Here is an 18092-nt window from a genome sequence, read left to right as displayed (position 1 = left end):
CTCCTGCGTCGCGTCGGCTGCGCCGATTTCGCTTCGCTCACCCTTGACTCCTGTCCCGGAGTCGCAAGTGCGGCTTTTTGGGAGGGGCGGCCGGGGGGTGAGGGGGGCCCGAGAGGTCTGCTGTTCTGTCGGTCGGTTCAGGGTCCGGCGGGCGGGTGGGCCCTGCGGGGCTGCGCGGCAGAGGAGAGGGGTGACTCGGCCCCGTCTCGGCGGCCGGCGGTCCACTGTTTGCTGAGACTCATGCCCCGCTGGTTACCGTCGCGTCGTGGTGCCCGGAAGGCGGGCGGGAGTTGCTGTCCGGCCGGGCCCTCGGGTCGATCGGGGGCCGGGGGTCTTCGGGCGGTGTCCGGGAGCGGGAAGTGTGACGGTAGAGCCACTTTGGGCACGTCAGACGGCTACAGCGTCGCAGTCGTCGGGATCAAGCTCCCACACCCCCACCGATCTGTCCCATATGGGATGGTTTGGGAGGCGGTTGGGGGTCTCTCCGGACGGCACATGTGTCCTGAGGTGCGTTAGACGCACTCCTCGGCGCGAAGACGGCCTTCGGGAGCCCACTTGGCGCCACACGCGTCCCGCCAGTCCCTCCCCCACCCGGAGTGACCGGCGGGGCATGTGTCGCAACCAGCAGCGGACCGCTGGCCGCTGAGCCGGGGCCGAGTCACCCCATGCCACTGCCGCGCAGCCCCGCAGGGCCCGCCGGGCCGACGGCCCCTGAACCGGCCGTCAGAAAAGCAGACCCCCCGGGCAACCCCCTCCCACCCGGCCGCCCCTCCCGAAAAGCCGCACTTGCGACTCCGGGGCAGGTGTCAAGGGTGAAGCGAAGCGTAATCGGCGCAGCCGACGCGACGACAGGAGCGCCCTTTACGCCTGTCACGGAGACGCGAAACTCACAGCTGGAGGGGCGGCCCACTTGCCCCACGACCCGCGCCAACCACCCCACCCCACCCACCACCGGCCCGAAGAAACCACGAATGGCAACCAGCTCGTAACCCGGGACCCCCTGTTGTGCTACGCGCGTTGACTCTAGGCTGCCGCACGCGGACCTCTGTGGTTTCCGATGTGGTTTCCGGAGCTTCGCGAGCCCCCCACGGCAACCTCCGAGATGCCGTCGGCGCGGCAGCACGCCGCCCGCTCACCGGCATATGTACACGCTCAACCAAGGGGATCGATGTCAGCGACACCGCAGAAGAACCGCGTGGCACGGCGGATGCTCGCCGCCACCGCGGGGCTGGTCACCGTCGGCGCGCTGGTCGCCGCCATGCCGGCCACCGCGCAGGGCCAGGTGGCCGACAAGGGCCAGAGCGCGGGCCACGCGAGCCACCCGTACCAGAAGCCCAAGCCGAAGAAGGCCCGCACTGTCGACGTGCAGCTGCTGTCCTTCAACGACCTGCACGGCAACCTGGAGCCGCCGGCCGGCTCGGCCGGTGCGGTCAACGAGAAGCAGCCCGACGGCACGGTCAAGTCGATCCCCGCCGGTGGCATGGAGTACCTGGCGACCTCGCTGCGCACCGCGCGCAAGGGCCACCCGTACTCCATCACCGCCGCGGGCGGCGACATGGTGGGCGCGAGCCCGCTGCTGTCCGGCCTCTTCCACGACGAGCCGACCATCGAGGCGCTCAACAAGGTCAACCTCGATGTGACGGCCGTCGGCAACCACGAGTTCGACGAGGGCGCCGTCGAGCTGGCCCGTCTCCAGAACGGCGGCTGTCACCCGACGGCCGGCTGTTTCGAGAAGGGCAAGAAGTTCAAGGGCGCCGACTTCCCGTACCTCGCGGCCAACGTGACGTCCGAGAAGACCGGTAAGCCGATCCTCAAGCCGTACACGGTCTGGAAGAAGAACGGCGTCAAGATCGGCTTCATCGGGGTGACCCTGGAGGGCACGCCGAACATCGTGACGGCCGAGGGCGTCAAGGGCCTCAAGTTCCACAACGAGATCGCGACCGTCAACAAGTACGCGAACGAACTCGACAAGCAGGGCGTCAAGTCGATCGTCGCGCTGATCCACGAGGGCGGCGCGCCCGCGTCCTCCTCGTACAACTACGACTGCGACAGCCCGGGCGCCGGCGACGGCATCTCCGGCCCGATCGTCAACATAGCCAAGGGCATCTCGCCCAAGGTCGACGCGCTGGTCACCGGCCACACCCACCAGGCGTACGCCTGCACGATCCCGGACCCGGCGGGCAACCCGCGCCTGGTGACGTCGGCGTCGTCCTTCGGCAAGCTCTACACGGACACCACGCTGACGTACGACCTCAAGTCGCACGACATCGTGCGTACGAGCGTGAAGTCGGCCAACCACATCGTCAGCCGCGACCAGGCCAAGGCCGCGGACATGACCTCGCTCATCGAGCGCTGGAACAAGCTCGCCGCGCCGATCGCCAACACCCCGCAGGGCTACATCTCCGCGGACATCAACGGCCGTGGCGCCACCACCCCCGAGTCCCCGCTCGGCGACATGATCGCGGACGCCCAGCTCGACGGCATGTCGGCGGCGGACAAGGGCGGTGCGCAGATCGCCTTCATGAACCCGGGCGGCATCAGGTCGGACCTCGTCTACAAGGCGTCCGGCAGTGAGGGCGACGGAGTCGTGACGTACGGCGAGGCGTTCACCGTCCAGCCGTTCACCAACATGATGAACGCGGTCACCCTGACCGGCGCGCAGGTCATCACGGCGCTCCAGCAGCAGGTCAGCGGCTCGAACGAGGCGTCCCCGAAGATCCTCCAGGTCTCCAAGGGCCTCACCTACACCCTGGACATGACGAAGACGGGCGCCGCCCGGGTCGTCACGGACTCGGTCAAGCTGAACGGCGCGGCGATCAACCCGGCCACGTCGTACCGCGTCGCGATGAACGAGTTCCTGGCGGGCGGCGGCGACGGCTTCGCGGCGCTGGGCCAGGGCACGAACAAGCTGGTGGGCGCGTCGGACCTCGACATGTTCAACACCTACCTGAAGACGAACTCGTCCCCGGCCACCCCGCTGGCCCCGCCGGCGGCGAACCGGATCACGATCATCAAGTAAGCGGCACTCAGCGGCTGACGCTTGTATGAGTCAGGGGCGGCGGGCCTTTTGTGGCCCGCCGCCCCTTCGTCGTGCCGCCGTCAGTTCTCTTTCTTGTACGTGACGGACTCCCCGCTCGTGCCCACCCGTTGCAGGCTCCCGTCCGCCATGAGCGTGATGCGGGACTCCGGGCCCGGGGTGCAGGCGGTCATCGGCTCGCCCGCGATGACCTCGGACGGGCCGATGCGGAGCGGCTCGCCGTCGGCCGGGACGGCCGCCAGGGGGGCCTCGAAGACGCAGTGGAACGGGGTGCCGCTCGCCGCCGCCGGGCCGTCGGCGGTCAACGTGATGACGGTGTCGCCGACTTCGCCCTGGCGGACGACCAGGCGGCGGGGACTGTCACCGGTGGCCGTGCTGACGCTGCCCGTCCAGGTGCCGAGGTACTTCGCGGGGACCGGGCCGGCCGCGTCGTCCGCCGGGGGATTCGCGGAGCTGTTCGTGCCGCCGTCGCCGCTCATGAACGCGTACACCGAGGCGCCCGCGCAGATCGCGACGACCACCGCGACCACGACCAGCACCGCCGTGAAGCGGGCGCTGCGCCGCTCGGGTTCGGGTTCGGGCTCGGGTGCGGCGGCGGAGGCGGGTACGGGGGCGGGTACCGGTATTCCGTCGTACGGGGGCGCGCCGTTCGGGCTGCCCTGGGGCGGGTGTCCCGGCTGCGGATAGCCGTATCCGGGCCCCGGATAGCCGTAAGCGGGCGGGCCGTACGCCTGAGGAGCCGGTGGCGGTGGCGGTGTCGGAGTCGGTGTCGGAGTCGGTGTCGGAGTCGGTGTCGGTGTCGGTATGGGCGCGGCCGTGGATGCCGCGGGCGGCGCCTGCGCGCCGACCGGCGTCGGCACCCTGGGGTCCTGGGCCCGCGCCTTGTGCGCCCCGTGTGCTTCCGTCGATGCCGGTCCCGGCGGGTCCTCGTGCTCCAGCAGCCGTACCGCGTGCTGGCCGAGCTTCGCCAGCAGCGCGCCCGGCAGCCACGGTTCACCGCCCGCGCCCGCGCCCGCCTTGACCAGGATGTCCCGTGTCGTCGGGCGCGCGGCCGGGTCCTTCTGGAGGCAGCCGCGTACGAGCTGCCCGAGGCTCTCCGGGAGCGCAGTCAGGTCCGGTTCCTCCTGCGCGATACGGAACATCAGCGCGTGCGCGCCCGTGTTCGAGTCGCCGAACGGCGGTCGGCCCGTCGCCGCGTACGCCAGGATCGAGCCCAGGCAGAACACATCGCTCGCCGCCGTCACCCGGTCCCCGCGCACCTGTTCGGGCGCCATGAAGCCGGGTGAGCCGACCAGCGCGCCGGCCACGGTCAGGCCCTCCGCCAGCCCCTCCGCCAGCGCCTCCTCGTTGACCGTCTCCAGCGCGCGGGCGATGCCGAAGTCGATGACGCGCGGTCCGTCGATCGTCACCAGCACGTTGGACGGCTTGAGGTCGCGGTGGATGAGCCCGGCCGCGTGGATGTCCTGGAGCGCGTGCGCCAGACCGGACGCGAGGATCCGGACGGAACGTTCCGGCAGGGGGCCATGACCGCCCGACACCACTTCCAGCAGGCTCGGCCCCGCCACGTACCCCGTCGCCACCCACGGCACGGCCGCCTCTGTGTCGGCGTCGAGCACGGGCGCCGTCCACGCCCCGCCGACCCGGCGCGCCGCGGCCACCTCGTGCCGGAACCGGCCGCGGAACTGCTCCTGCGCGGCCAGTTCCTGCCGTACGAGCTTGACCGCGACCGTACGGCCGCGGTCCGAGCGGGCCAGATAGACCCGGCCCATCCCGCCCTCGCCCAGCCGCGCCAGCAGCCGGTAGGCGCCGATGTGTCGTGGATCTCCTGCCGCCAGCGTGTCCATGGCGCGTGGTCCTCCCCGCTCCCCGTGTCCGCGGGCCGTCCCCGTGCCGGGACTACCGCTGCTTCGCCCCGGATCATCTCGCACGGCGGGGCCGACCTGTTGAGTATCTCGAACGGAGCGTCGGCGAACACGTGCTCGGGTCGGCGTGGCGGTCGGCGCGGCACCCGGAGCGCCGGGCGGCATCATGCCGACCTATGGTGCTCCGGCCGTACAACCCGGCCATACCGCCCGCCGCCGCTCCCTCCCTACGCTGGCCACCATGAACCCGCATGCCACCAGCGCCACCAGCGCCACCCCGCCGGCCGGCCCTGTCCCGCCCGTCGGCCCCGTCCCCGACCCCGCCACCGGCGCCGCCGTCAAGGCCGCCGACCGCGCGCACGTGTTCCACTCCTGGTCCGCGCAGGAGCTGATCGACCCGCTCGCCGTCGCCGGTGCCGAGGGCGCGTACTTCTGGGACTACGACGGCAACCGCTACCTCGACTTCACCAGCGGCCTCGTCTTCACCAACATCGGCTACCAGCACCCCACCGTCGTCGCCGCCATCCAGGAGCAGGCCGGCCGTCTCGCCACCTTCGCGCCGGCCTTCGCCGTGGACGTACGGTCCGAGGCGGCCCGCCTCATCGCCGAGCGCACCCCCGGCGACCTCGACAAGATCTTCTTCACCAACGGCGGCGCCGAGGCCGTCGAGCACGCAGTCCGGATGGCCCGGCTGCACACCGGCCGCCCCAAGGTCCTCGCCGCGTACCGCTCGTACCACGGCGGTACCCACACCGCGATCAACCTCACCGGCGACCCGCGCCGCTGGGCGTCCGACAGCGGCACGGCCGGCGTCGTCCACTTCCACGCGCCGTTCCTCTACCGCTCCCCCTTCTACGCCACGACCGAGGCCGAGGAGTGCGCCCGCGCGCTGGAGCACCTCGAAGCGACCATCGGCTTCGAGGGTCCGGCGACCATCGCCGCGGTCATCCTGGAGACCGTCCCGGGCACGGCCGGCATCATGACGCCGCCGCCCGGCTATCTCGCGGGGGTGCGCGAGATCTGCGACCGGCACGGGATCGTGTTCGTACTGGACGAGGTGATGACGGGGTTCGGCCGTACGGGGAAGTGGTTCGCCGCAGAGCACTTCGACGCCGTACCCGACCTGCTGACCTTCGCCAAGGGCGTCAACTCCGGCTATGTGCCGCTCGGTGGCGTCGCCATCTCCGCCGCGATCGCCGACACCTTCGCGACGCGCCCGTACCCCGGCGGACTGACGTATTCCGGCCATCCGCTGGCCTGCGCCGCCGCCGTCGCCACGCTGCGGGTGATGGCGGACGAGCAGGTCGTCGAGCACGCCGCGCACCTCGGCGCGACCGTCCTCGGCCCGGGGCTGCGGGAGCTGGCCGGCCGGCATCCGTCGGTGGGCGAGGTGCGCGGTACGGGGGTCTTCTGGGCGCTCGACCTCGTACGGAACGCGGAGACGCGCGAGCCGCTCGTGCCGTACAACGCGACGGGCGGGGCGAACGCGCCCATGGCGGCCTTCGCGGCGGCCTGCAAGAAGAGCGGCCTGTGGCCCTTCGTCAACATGAACCGCACGCATGTGGTCCCCGCGTGCAACATCACCGAGGCCGAGGCGGAGGAGGGGCTGGCGCGGCTGGACGCGGCGTTGGAGGTGGCGGACGGGTACGTCGAGTAGTGCGGAGAAGGCTCGGAGAAGGCTCGGAGAAGGCTCGGAGAAGGCTCGGAGAAGGCCGGAAGAGAGACATCCGATTCGTCTCTCCCGTCTCACTCGTCCCGTCCGTCGACCGTCGGTCTAAGGTGTCGGAAGCCGGACGAGGGGACGGAACGATCATGCCCGCCAGCGGAGCCGTGACCCGCAGTACTCTGCGGCAGCAAATCGCGGACGCGCTCCGTGACGAGGTGCTCGCAGGGCGTTTACTGCCAGGCCAGGAATTCACCGTCAAGCAGATCGCCGAGCAGTACGGGGTCTCCGCGACGCCCGTCAGGGAGGCGCTGGTCGATCTCTCGGCGCAGGACCTGCTCGACTCGGACCAGCACCGGGGCTTCCGGGTGCACCAGTTCTCGGTGGACGACTTCCGGGGCATGGTCGAGGCGCGCGGGCTGGTCGTGGACGCCGTCTTCCGGCAGCTGGAGGGCGAGCGGCTGGCGGCCAGGGCGCACGGTCCCGCCCTCGTCTCCGTACGGCGCCGGGCCGAGGAGGCCGCGCGCGCCGCGCGGGCCGGGGACCTGAACATCCTCATCGGTTACGACCTGCGGTTCTGGCGGGAGCTGTGCGCGCTGGTCGCCAACCGGTACGTCGCGGAGTTCCTGCACCGGCTGCGCGTGCAGACCTGGGTGTTCTCCGTACCGTTCCTGCGGGCGGACGCCGAGGGCGGGAAGTGGCTGTGGAGCGGGCACGAGCGACTGGTGACCGCGCTGACCCTCGGCGACACGGCGGCGGTACGTGCCGTGATCGGTGAGTACGACGATCATTCGCTCAAGTGGGCGGAGAGGCTGGAGCGTTCACACCGGTGACTGAGAACATAGGTGACGTTCCGGCCGATGGCGTCGGGGCTGTCGGTCGCGCCGGGGGTCTCAGTGGCCTCCGGGCCGGTGCGGACGTCGATCTGACCGTCGTCGTCCCCGCGTACAACGAGGAGCTGCGCCTCCGCCCCACCCTCGACGCCATCCGCGACCATCTGCGCGCGGACCCCGACCGCTGGGGCCGCTGGGAGCTGATCGTCGTGGACGACGGCTCGACCGACGGCACGGCCGCCGTCGCCGCCGAGGCCGCCGCCGCCGAGCCGCGCATCCACGTGGTGACGAGCGCCGGCAACCACGGCAAGGGCCACGCCCTGCGGCAGGGCGTGCTCGCCTCGTACGGCCGGCGCGTGCTGCTCACCGACGCGGACCTGGCGACCCCGATCGCCGAACTCGACCGGCTCGACGCGCAGCTCACGGCGGACGGCGGCGACGGCGCCGCGATCGGCTCGCGCGCGCACCCCGACGCGCGGATCGAGGTGCGGCAGCTCGCGGTGCGCGAGTGGCTCGGCCGGCTCGGCAACCGGCTGATACAGCGCGTCGCGATCGACGGCATCAACGACACCCAGTGCGGCTTCAAGCTCTTCGAGGGCGAGCGGGCGCGGGCGGCCTTCGCGGACTCGCGGCTCGACGGCTGGGGCATCGACGTCGAGATACTGCGCGCCTTCCGGCGGGCGGGCCTGCCGGTGACGGAGGTGCCGGTGCGCTGGGCGCATCAGGCGGGGTCGAAGGTGCGGCCGTTGGACTACCTCAGGGTGCTGCTGGAGCTGATACGGCTGAGGCTGGGGGGTACGGGGAGTGCGGGGGGTACGGGCGATGCGGGCCGTGCTGGTTCTCCAGGGCGCCGATTCCGCGACCGATTCCGCGACCGTCCCCACCTCCGTACGGACGCCGGGATCGTCGTCCTCTTCCTCCTCGCCTCCCTCTACCTCTACAAGGGGCTCTGGGCGGATCTCGACCACACCTATCTCGCCGACGCGGGCTCCGACCAGAACCAGTGGGAGTGGTTCTTCGCGGTCACCGCCGACAACATCACCCACCTCCGGAACCCGCTGTTCACGACGTACCAGAACTTCCCCGACGGCGTGAACCTGATGGCCAACACCGTCATGCTCGGCCTCTCGGTGCCCCTCACGCCGATCACGCTCGGCCTCGGCCCCGTCGTCACCTGGGCGCTGGTGCTCACGCTCGGGCTGGCGGCGACGGCGGTCGCCTGGTACTGGCTGTTCGCGCGCCGGCTGACCCGTAACCGCTGGGCGGCGGCCGTCGGCGCGGCGCTCGCGGCCTTCGCGCCGCCGATGATCTCGCACGCGAACGCGCACCCGAACTTCCTGGTGCTGTTCATGCTTCCGGTGATCATCGACAGGACACTGCGCCTGTGCGACCGGGACGAGGCCGGGGACCGCGACCCGGACCGGAAGCGGCGCACCGTACGGAGGAACGGCATCCTCCTCGGCCTCTTCGCCGCGTACCAGGTCTTCCTGGGCGAGGAGCCGCTGCTGATCGCCGTGATGGGCACGCTGCTCTTCGTGGTCGGCTACGCGGTCGTACGGCGCGGCGCGGCGCGGGCGGCGCTGGGGCCCCTGCTGCGCGGGGTCGGGTGGGGGCTGCTGGTGTGCCTGCCGCTGGTGGCGTTCCCGCTGGGGTGGCAGTTCTTCGGCCCGCAGAGCTACCACAGCGTGCTGCACGGCGACAACGCGGGCAACAGCCCGCTCTCCTTCCTGGAGTTCTCCGGGCGCGCGCTGTTCGGCGACGAGGCGACGGCCGACCGGCTCGCGATGAACCGGACCGAGCAGAACGCCTTCTACGGCTGGCCGCTGATCTCCCTCACGCTGGGGATCGTGGTGTGGCTGTGGCGGCTCGCGGTGGTCAGGGCGCTGGCGTTCACGGCGGTGGCGGCGGCGCTGCTGTCGCTGGGGCCGAAGATCCGTATCCCGTACACGGACGTGGTCGTACCGGGGCCGTGGCGGCTCCTCGCGGACCAGCCGCTGTTCGAGTCGGTCATCGAGTCCCGGGTGGCGATGATCTGCGCGCCGGCGCTGGGGGCGCTGCTGGCGATCGCGGTGGACCGGATGCTGGAGCTGCGGACGAGCGGGGCGGCGGCGGAGGATGTCGCGGACCTCACGGTCGCCGAGGCGTTTCAGCGCTATGTGCTGCGGTACGGGCAGCCGGTCATCGCGCTGTCCGTGGTCGCCCTCGCGCTGCTGCCGATCGTGCCGACGGCGCTGCCGGTACGGGAGCGGTCGGCCATCCCGGAGTTCATCACGCAGGGCATGTACCGGCCGTACACGGCGAAGGGCGAGACCGTCGTCCCCGTACCCCTGCCCGACCCGGGGAGCGCGGAGGCGCTGCACTGGCAGTCGGCGACGGGCTTCGGATTCTCCGTGCCCCGGGGGTACTTCAACGGTCCGCTGGGCGAGGACCGGACGGGCATCTACGGTGCGCCGGCCCGCTACACCTCCAACCTCTTCCGTGATGTCCGTTACGGCGGCCAGATCCCGGAGATCGGTGACCAGTGGCGGGCACAGGCGCGGTTCGACCTGCGTTTCTGGAAGGCGGGCGTGGTGGTGCTGGCGCCGCAGGCCAACGACGCGGCGCTGTACGACGTGCTGGAGAAGCTGTTCCAGCGGCCGGGGAAGCGGATCGGCGGGGTCTGGATCTGGGACGTACGGGCGGAGGCGCGATGAGGGTCCGGGCGGAGGTGCGGTGAGGGTCCGGGCGGAGGTGCGGTGAGACGTCCGGGTGGAGGTGCGGTGAGAGGCCCGGGCGGAGGTCCGCGCGGAGGCGCGGTGAGATGTCCGCGCGGAGGCGCGATGATGGGGGTTCCCGCACCCCGCCGTTCCCGCCCCCTACGCCGAACGAGTCCGCCGCATTACGCTGTCCCGACCATCGCGCGCACGCGTACGAACCCGCTTGGAGAGCGAGCCTCCCTTGGCCTGTGACCTGTGGTTGGTCCCCCTCGTCGATGTGCTGTGCCACAGCCCCGACAATCCCTTCGCCGAAGAGATCGCCGTCTACGACAAGGCGCTCGGCGAAGCCGGGCTGCCGTCCGTCCCCGTATTCGCCTATATGCCGGGCCTGTCGGGCGATGTCGCCCCGGTCGCCGGTTTCGACTACGACGCGCTGCACTTCCTGCGGCGCGCGTATCTGCTCCAGCTCTGCGGCCTGGCGGTGACGCCGGTCGGCGAACTGGGCGGTGACTACGAGCAGTTGCTGGAGATGTTCGAGTCGACGGCCCAGGAGTCGCATCTCGTCTGGCACTACGACCACGCGGGCGCGTATGTCCCCGTGGACTACGACGCGCCTCTCTCGAACGATGAACTCCTCGCGGGCGGCGGCCCGTTGGGATCCACGCAGGGCCTGCTGCGGGAGCTGGAGATCGTCGCCCCGGCGATCGGGATCGACCCGGCGAACCCTCCGGCCGCCCCGGCCCCGCCGCACGCCCCCACGTCCCTGGAGGAACCGGCGATCTCGGTTCCGTACGACGACAGCCCCTTCGCCCGGGAGCGCCACGTCTGGCTCGGCCTCCACGCGGCGGCCACCAGGAGCCTGGGCCAGGGCTCAATGATCATCTTCAGCTGAGCGAAGCTCCGACTGGCGAGTACTGGTGAGGGCGGCACGGGGTCCCCGTGCCGCCCTCGCTGGTGCTACTGGTGTTACCGCTGTTACCGCCGTTTACCGCGTCTCGGGCGGGCGCTGCCGGGGCATGTTCGGGCGGGTGCCCGGGGGGAGCGGGAAGCGGCCCAGGGGCTGTACGGGGCCCTCGACGCGCACCCCGGCCATGGGCAGCGACTGCATCATCAGAGGCGCGGGGCCCGAGCGGAACTCGACCATCCAGTCGGCCGTCTCCACCCGCACCAGCTCCGTCACGTCCTCCGTGAACTTCCGCAGCACCGTCAGGCACCGCTCGGCGGCCTCGCTCGCCGTGCCCTCCGTCGGGCCGAGCACCTCCCGTACGCACTCCGACGCCCAGTCGAACTGGAACGTCTGCAGCCGCCGCTGCACGGCCTGTGCCGTCGCCACCGCCCGCATCCAGCCCGACGACAGCCCGCAGTAGCGGTCGCACGCCACGCCGGCCGCGCCCAGGAGCAGCGCGAGGTACCCCCAGCCGGTGGCGCCGGGCAGCACCTCCGTCACGTCCAGCAGCGGCAGCGAGGCGCCCGCCGTCACCGCGACGGCCGTGGCGGCGCGCAGGGCGCGGGCGAGGCGCCGTTTGCGTAACCGGTCGGCCAGATACCAGTCGACGGTGCGCAGCGCCCCCGTCTCGACCCAGCGGTACAGCTCGTCGAGCCGTTCGGCGGGCTCGCCCCAGTCGCCGAGGGGGAACGGCCCTCCGGCCAGGTCGCCGTACGGCTGCGGGCTCTCGCCCCGGCCGGGGCCGTGGCCGTCGGCGTCCTCCATGCCCGTACCGGTGCCCGTACCCGTACCTGTATCGAAACCCGTATCGGAACCCGTGCCCTCGTTTTCGCTTCTGCCGGCACCGGACGGGGCGCCCTCCTCCCGGGCGGGGCCCCCGGGCTGCATCTCCGGCTGGCTCACCGGGGCACTCCTCTGTCGGTCGGTCTGGTGGTCGGTCCGTCGGGATATGTGACTCTACGTAACCGTCAATGCACGCACGCGCGTATGCCCTTCCTACCGCCAAATGGTGGGCGGTGCGATCGAAATCCCGGCATTTCACCCCCGCTGGGGGCCTTGATCAGGTAGAGGAGCCGGGATGCTCTCACTCGAAAGAGTTCGTCCCGGCGGGGTAGGGCGAGCTGAGCGGGGACCACGTAGGCTCGGCTTACAGATAAACCGTCGTCTAAGTGCCTGGAGTGACCGTGATTCCCGGTGGTGGCCAGCCCAACATGCAGGACCTGCTCCAGCAGGCCCAGAAGATGCAGCAGGACTTGGCGCGAGCGCAGGAGGAGCTGGCGAGCGCCGAGGTCGAGGGCCAGGCGGGCGGTGGTCTCGTCAAGGCCACGGTCAACGGCTCGGGCGAGCTGCGTGGCCTGGTGATCGACCCGAAGGCGGTGGATCCCGAGGACACGGAGACCCTCGCGGACCTGGTCCTCGCCGCCGTACACGCGGCGAACGACAACGCGCAGCAGCTCCAGCAGGAGAAGCTCGGCCCGCTGGCGCAGGGGCTGGGCGGTATGCCGGGGCTGCCGTTCTAACGGCGTCCGTACAGCAACTGGCGTACGAAGGTACGTACGTAGGAGCTCACCACGCGCAACAGCGCGCACCGCACCCCAGAGAGGCAATCCGTTGTACGAAGGCGTGGTCCAGGACCTCATCGACGAACTGGGCAGGCTGCCCGGCGTCGGTCCCAAGAGCGCGCAGCGGATCGCCTTCCACATCCTCCAGGCCGAGCCGACCGACGTCCGCCGCCTCGCCCAGACCCTCCTTGAGGTCAAGGACAAGGTCCGGTTCTGCGCCGTGTGCGGCAATGTGGCGCAGGAGGAGCGCTGCGGGATCTGCCGCGACGCGCGCCGCGATGTGACGGTGATCTGTGTGGTGGAGGAGCCGAAGGACGTCGTCGCCATCGAGCGCACCCGCGAGTTCCGGGGGAAGTACCACGTGCTCGGCGGCGCGATCAGCCCCATCGAGGGCGTCGGCCCCGACGACCTGCGGATCCGCGAGCTACTCACGCGGCTCGCGGACGGCACCGTCACCGAACTCATCCTCGCGACCGACCCCAACCTGGAGGGCGAGGCCACGGCCACGTACCTCGCCCGCATGATCAAGCCGATGGGCCTGCGGGTCACCCGTCTGGCCAGTGGTCTGCCCGTGGGGGGCGACCTGGAATACGCCGATGAGGTCACGCTCGGGCGTGCCTTCGAGGGGAGACGACTTCTCGATGTCTGACGCAACGCTGCACGCCGTACACCAGGATCCGGACGACTTCGCGGTCCAGATCGCCGACCAGATCGAGAGCTTCATCGTCGCGGTCACGGAAGTGGCGAAGGGCGACGAGCCGGGCAGCACCGTACCGTTCCTGCTGCTGGAGTTCTCCCAGCTCATGCTGGCCGGCGGCCGGCTGGGCGCCCACGAGGACATCCTTCCCGAGGAACGGTACGAACCCGATCTCGGCCCCGAGCCGGACGTCGACGACCTCCGCGAACGCTTCGCCGTGCTCCTTGAGCCGATCGACGTCTACTCGGAGGTCTTCGACCCGTACGAGCCCCGCAAGGCGCCGGTCCCCGCCCGTATCTCCGACGACATCGCGGGCGTCGTCACGGACCTGCGCCACGGCATGGCCCACTACCGGGCTGGCCGTACGACCGAGGCGCTGTGGTGGTGGCAGTTCTCGTACTTCTCCAACTGGGGCTCCACCGCCTCCGCCACCCTCCGCGCCCTCCAGTCTCTGGTCGCCCACGTCCGCCTGGACCAGCCCCTCCCGGCCCTCGACGGCCTGGACACGGACCAGGCCCTGACGGAGGACGCGGAGGCGGTCCTGGCGGAGGAGGCGGGCAAGGTCATGGCGGAGGAGATCGCGGGGCCGCTGGGACTGCGGACGGGGACGGCGCGGTAGCGGGACGGCGCGGTGGCGGGCCTTCCTGCGGCACGGCGTACGGCGTACGGCGGCCCCGGAAACGCGGTGACCACGACGACGCCGTACGTATGGTCCCCGCCCCTGCCCGTGTCCCCGCTGCCGTCTCCGCCTGCGTCCCCGCTGCCACGGCACTGACGACAGGCGCCGGCGCTGTGGCACTCAGCCGTTCTGGGCCCGGTCGTAGACCTTCTTGGCGGTGTCCTTCAGTACCTCTCCGTACATCTTGGTCGGTGTCAGGGAGTCCAGCGAGGCGTTGACCGAGACCAGAACGCCCTTGCCGGTGGCCGTGTCGAAGTCGGCCAGCCACGGGCCGCCGCTGGCGCCGCCGGTCAGGTCGCAGGGGATGGCCTGCGTGCCCTGCGTGTCCTGCTCCTTCTTCGCCTTGCCGACGCAGCGGAGGAGTTCCTCGCCGCGCTGCGGACGGGTGGCGGAGTAGCCGAGGGCGGAGACGGTGCCGCCGACGGCGCGGTTGAAGGCGATTCTCTGGCCGCCGACGACGTCGGTGAGCTTGCGGTCCTTCTTGTCGGCGTCGACGACCAGCGCGGCGATGTCATTGGTGGACTTGTTCTCCCACGCGCGCGGTGCCGCGGCGCTGCGGACCGCGAACGTGCCGTACGGCGTCTTGCCCTTGCTGTAGCCGGGGGCGAACACCATGAGGATGTTGGTGTTGCCGGGAGACGAACCCCGGCGCACGCAGTGGGCGGCCGTCATCACGACGGAACGGTTGGCGCTCTTCACGGCCGTGGCCGTGCACCAGGTCTCGGCGCCGCTCGCGTTGACGAAGAAGAGCCGTCCCACGGTCTTCGGCGGAGTGCCCTTGTACGGTTTGGCCTTCGGCCCGGTCGGCCCCAGATCCACGGACTTCCCGACGGTTTTCATCCGGGCGGTTGTCCAGTGGGCGAGGGCTTCTTTGCGCTCCTTGGCGGTGTACTTCAGGACCGAGACAGGGTCGGCCGAAGTGGCATGAGCCTGGACGACCTCGGCCGACGAGGGGAGCGGGGCGGCGAGGACGAGGGCCGCGGCCACGGCGATTCCCATGGCGCGATCACGGAGGTGCCGGATCACGGGAGTGGATGTCTCGGACATGGCGGATGTCTCGGACACGACGGATGTCTCCTCATCGGGATGCGGATGGTGGGCGGGGGTTGTCATCCGCTGCAAGAGAGGAGGAACTCGCCTTGCTGGTTGCGCTGTTGATGATCTGTGACACATGCGTACGGAGGCGCGGACGTGTGGAGCGGCGGCCGGGTCGCGCTGCGGTACGGGACTGAACAGCAGCCGCTCCGCTACCGCGCCCCGGCACCGACTCCTGAGCCCCAACGCCCATGTTCTCCGAGTACGGGAACTCAGGCTCCGTGGCGCGAAGGGCGTGAGGCTATGGGCATGAGCCAACGGAGCCGTGAGAGGCAACCCCCCCCATGCACACAGCCCCGTACGTCACCCCGTACGTCACCCCGTACGTCACCCCGTACGTAGCCCCGCACCGACGTCTTCTCGCCGCCGTGGCGGGCGTCCTCTGGGGCCTCACGTTCGCCATGCTGCTCTGGCTGGCGTTCTGGACACTGCTGGTCGCCTCTGTTCGGGCATCCGAATTCGGTACGCCGATGTCCTCCACCCTGCTGACACCAACAGCCGCCGTGGCCGGCGCGGGAGCCGCGCTGGCGGGGCTCTACTTCGCACCCGGTATACGCCGCCTGCCGACCGCCGCCAGACTCGCCCTTCTCGGCGCACTGGCCTTCCCGATCCCAACGGCCTTGGCCCTGCACCCGCTGGTCACCTGAGAGGTAGACGGGTGGCGCGGGTTGTGGGGATGGGGGCCGCCCCTCCTGCTGTGAGTTTCGCGCTTCCGGGCCGGGTGTCAAGGGCGCTCCTCCGTCGCGTCGGCTGCGCCGATTGCGCTGCGCTCCACCCTGGACACCCGGCCCTCCAGCGCAAGTGCGGCTTTTCGGGAGGGGCGGCCGGGGGGTGGGGGTTGCCCGGGGGGCTGGCCGGGCTGCCGGTCGGTTCGGGGTCCGGCGGGCGGGTGGGCCCTGCGGGGCTGCGCGGCAGAGGAGAGGGGTGGTCTGACACCGGCTCGGCGGCCGGCGGTCCGCTGCTGGTTACGACTCATGCCCCACTGGTCGCCGTGGAGTGGGAGCAGAGACAGCTGGGACCCGTGTGGCAACAAGTGGGCTCCCGGAGCCGGTATTTGCATCCAGAAGGGCGTCTAACGCACCTCAAGACACATGTGCCGTCCGGAGAGCCCCTCAACCGCCCGTCAAACCACCCTATATCGGGCAGATCGGCGGGTGATGGGGGGCTTGATCCCGACGACGGTGACGTTGCGGCCGTCTGGCGGGCCGGAAGTGGCTCTAGCGTCGCACTCCCTGCTCCGGGCACCGCCCGGAGACCCCGCGGACCGGCCCGAGGGCCCCGGCCGGACAGCAACTCCCGCCCGCCTCCCGGGCACCACGACGCAACGGTGACCAGCGAGGCATGAGTGCCAGCAATCAGACGGCCGTCAGCCGCCGAGATGAGCCCCGCTGCCCCATGCAAAGAGCGCGCAGCCCCGCAGGGCCCACCGGCCCGCCGGCCCCTGAACCGACCGGCAGTCCAGCAGGCCCCTCGGGCAACCCCTCCCACCGGCCGCCCCTCCCGAAAAGCCGCACTTGCGACTCCGGGGCAGGTGTCAAGGGTGACCGAAGGTCATCGCGCAGCGACGCGACGCAGGAGCGCCCTTTACTCCTGTCCTGGAGGCGCGAAACTCACAGCAGGAGGGGCGGCCCCGCCTCGCGTGCTCGGAAAGGGGCACGGGTGAGGGCGTTCTTCGGGCCGCGCGCGGCCCGGGGCGGTGCCTCGTCCATGCCGCAGAGGACCTGGCCACCATGACCACCCCGACCTCGCGCCGCCGCCGAGGCCCGCGCCTACTGCTCTCTGACCAGGACGTCCGCCGCCTGGTGCCCGCCGTATCCGCCTGGCTGGAATGTGGAGTGGGCCCCGCCGGCCTCTGTAAGGGGTTGATTTTTAGTTCGGCATAGAGGTGCCAATTTCACAGAATGGTTCACTTGCCATTCAACTTCTTGAGGGTATCGGACGCCGCTCTGTAGCCTGATTCCGCGCCGCCGCGGCAGTTCGACAGGAGCTTGTCATAGTTTTCCTTCTCAACTCCCTGCGCTTTCGCCCATATTCCGGCAACTTCAATCCCTTCTTCGCGAAGCAACGGGAATTGTTTGGCGGCGGCAGTCGCGCTGAGCTTATTTGCCCATTCGGCAGTAATGTGGCCGGCGGGGTCTTCCTTGAAGGCGGGGGCTTCAGTGGAATTATTCGCTATGGTATCTACGACGGTTTTCTGCCATATTGCGGCCTTCTCTTTCGAGTGGTCGGTTGATATCGCGTCAGCCAGAGCATCCATGGCGGCGAGGGCGCGTGCATTGGATACGGGATATGACATCAAATTCGCGTCTATTTCCGCGTGTGATATCGAGGAAAGAGACTTTGCTGCGTGGCGGGCCTCGGCCATGCGCAGTACAGCGTATGCGTGCGGATCCTCGGAGACGGAACGAAGTACTCGGAAGAGAGTTTCCTTGTATACGGAAATGTGCACTCCGGAGTCGTCCGTCCACGGTCCATCGGAGGCATCTCCGTTGGTCACGTACTCCGCTGAACCAGTGCCGATAATAATATGCGTATCGCCCACATATTCTGTAAGTGCCTCGGCAATCGGTGACCTGAGGTCGGGAGGCAAGTGGCTCCCGCTTTTCTCTATGTGATCAGCGGCAGCAAGCAGTACGTTCTTCATGGCCTGAGCCTGCTTGAGATTATTCTGTCCGGAACCCGTGGCACCCGTCGCCTTTTTGATCGATTCTCCGAGCTCCTCGCAGCTTTCCGGCCTCTGGTCCTCAATTCCAACGACTTCGTGCATCCTTTTGTCCTTGAGGAGCCCACTGCACAAATCTTCACCCTCCTGTGAGCCGATGAGGAACCATGCACCGAGCCCGCCGATCGCCAGGGATCCAGCTATAAGCGCACCTATCATGCGGTAGCGTGCAGGCCGTGATGAATCTTCGGTCGGCATCGTTTTTAGAGTGTGTCTCACGTGGCAAGTTTCGCGAGCTTCTTGTAGCAGGTCAGGGCGGCGGCCAGGCCGAGGAAGGCGAGAAAGTGCGAGCCCTTTCGT

The 18092-nt window shown here is 70.1% G+C and carries 13 protein-coding genes; 9 read left to right on the top strand and 4 right to left on the bottom strand.

The window, feature by feature from the left end; genetic code table 11:
- Nucleotides 1–1168 precede the first annotated feature (1168 nt).
- On the top strand, nucleotides 1169–3019 hold the full coding sequence (locus AB0389_RS37095) for a bifunctional metallophosphatase/5'-nucleotidase (protein WP_366399994.1): 1851 nt from the start codon (nucleotides 1169–1171) through the stop codon (nucleotides 3017–3019).
- Between the two features lie 80 nt (nucleotides 3020–3099).
- On the opposite strand, the gene AB0389_RS37090 is transcribed toward AB0389_RS37095, so the two are convergent.
- Complete coding sequence (locus tag AB0389_RS37090; RefSeq protein ID WP_366399993.1) at nucleotides 3100–4881, bottom strand: serine/threonine-protein kinase; 1782 nt, start codon at nucleotides 4879–4881, stop codon at nucleotides 3100–3102.
- A gap of 259 nt (nucleotides 4882–5140) precedes the next feature.
- Here AB0389_RS37090 and AB0389_RS37085 point away from each other — a divergent pair, with 259 nt between their 5' ends.
- From AB0389_RS37085 to AB0389_RS37070, 4 genes are all read left to right on the top strand, one after another.
- A complete protein-coding gene (locus tag AB0389_RS37085) occupies nucleotides 5141–6556 on the top strand; it encodes an aspartate aminotransferase family protein (RefSeq protein ID WP_366399992.1) in 1416 nt (471 codons plus the stop codon).
- 155 nt (nucleotides 6557–6711) lie between these two features.
- On the top strand, nucleotides 6712–7395 hold the full coding sequence (locus tag AB0389_RS37080) for a GntR family transcriptional regulator (protein ID WP_366399991.1): 684 nt from the start codon (nucleotides 6712–6714) through the stop codon (nucleotides 7393–7395).
- A 92-nt stretch (nucleotides 7396–7487) separates the two neighbouring features.
- A complete protein-coding gene (locus AB0389_RS37075; RefSeq protein ID WP_366399996.1) occupies nucleotides 7488–10088 on the top strand; it encodes a dolichyl-phosphate beta-glucosyltransferase in 2601 nt (866 codons plus the stop codon).
- A gap of 244 nt (nucleotides 10089–10332) precedes the next feature.
- Nucleotides 10333–10983: a hypothetical protein gene (locus AB0389_RS37070; RefSeq protein WP_114660033.1), complete on the top strand. Its 651-nt coding sequence runs from the start codon at nucleotides 10333–10335 to the stop codon at nucleotides 10981–10983.
- A gap of 93 nt (nucleotides 10984–11076) precedes the next feature.
- Here AB0389_RS37070 and AB0389_RS37065 read toward each other — a convergent pair whose 3' ends face one another.
- Nucleotides 11077–11940 carry an SLATT domain-containing protein gene (locus AB0389_RS37065; protein ID WP_366399990.1) on the bottom strand — a complete coding sequence of 288 codons (864 nt, stop codon included), beginning with the start codon at nucleotides 11938–11940 and terminating at the stop codon, nucleotides 11077–11079.
- 281 nt (nucleotides 11941–12221) lie between these two features.
- On the opposite strand from AB0389_RS37065, the gene AB0389_RS37060 reads away from it, so the two are divergent.
- The 3 genes from AB0389_RS37060 (at nucleotide 12222) to AB0389_RS37050 (ending at nucleotide 13915) form a co-directional block, all read left to right on the top strand.
- The gene (locus AB0389_RS37060; RefSeq protein ID WP_366399995.1) at nucleotides 12222–12557 is read left to right on the top strand and encodes a YbaB/EbfC family nucleoid-associated protein; all 336 of its coding nucleotides are present in this window, start codon (nucleotides 12222–12224) and stop codon (nucleotides 12555–12557) included.
- A gap of 91 nt (nucleotides 12558–12648) precedes the next feature.
- Complete coding sequence (recR, locus tag AB0389_RS37055) at nucleotides 12649–13248, top strand: recombination mediator RecR (protein ID WP_366399989.1); 600 nt, start codon at nucleotides 12649–12651, stop codon at nucleotides 13246–13248.
- Complete coding sequence (locus AB0389_RS37050) at nucleotides 13241–13915, top strand: DUF5063 domain-containing protein (RefSeq protein WP_366399988.1); 675 nt, start codon at nucleotides 13241–13243, stop codon at nucleotides 13913–13915. Before recR ends, AB0389_RS37050 begins: the two co-directional genes overlap by 8 nt.
- A gap of 180 nt (nucleotides 13916–14095) precedes the next feature.
- On the opposite strand, the gene AB0389_RS37045 is transcribed toward AB0389_RS37050, so the two are convergent.
- Nucleotides 14096–15040 carry a trypsin-like peptidase domain-containing protein gene (locus AB0389_RS37045; protein WP_366399987.1) on the bottom strand — a complete coding sequence of 315 codons (945 nt, stop codon included), beginning with the start codon at nucleotides 15038–15040 and terminating at the stop codon, nucleotides 14096–14098.
- A gap of 314 nt (nucleotides 15041–15354) precedes the next feature.
- On the opposite strand from AB0389_RS37045, the gene AB0389_RS37040 reads away from it, so the two are divergent.
- Nucleotides 15355–15717 carry a hypothetical protein gene (locus tag AB0389_RS37040; RefSeq protein ID WP_366399986.1) on the top strand — a complete coding sequence of 121 codons (363 nt, stop codon included), beginning with the start codon at nucleotides 15355–15357 and terminating at the stop codon, nucleotides 15715–15717.
- 1259 nt (nucleotides 15718–16976) lie between these two features.
- Here the strand turns inward: AB0389_RS37040 and AB0389_RS37035 are convergent.
- On the bottom strand, nucleotides 16977–17990 hold the full coding sequence (locus AB0389_RS37035; RefSeq protein WP_366399985.1) for a hypothetical protein: 1014 nt from the start codon (nucleotides 17988–17990) through the stop codon (nucleotides 16977–16979).
- Nucleotides 17991–18092 lie beyond the last annotated feature (102 nt).

The organism is Streptomyces sp. NPDC093109, assembly GCF_040701725.1.
Lineage (GTDB): Bacteria > Actinomycetota > Actinomycetes > Streptomycetales > Streptomycetaceae > Streptomyces.
The sequence above is the reverse complement of the archived record's forward strand: the minus strand, read 5'-3'. Positions and strand labels throughout refer to the sequence as shown.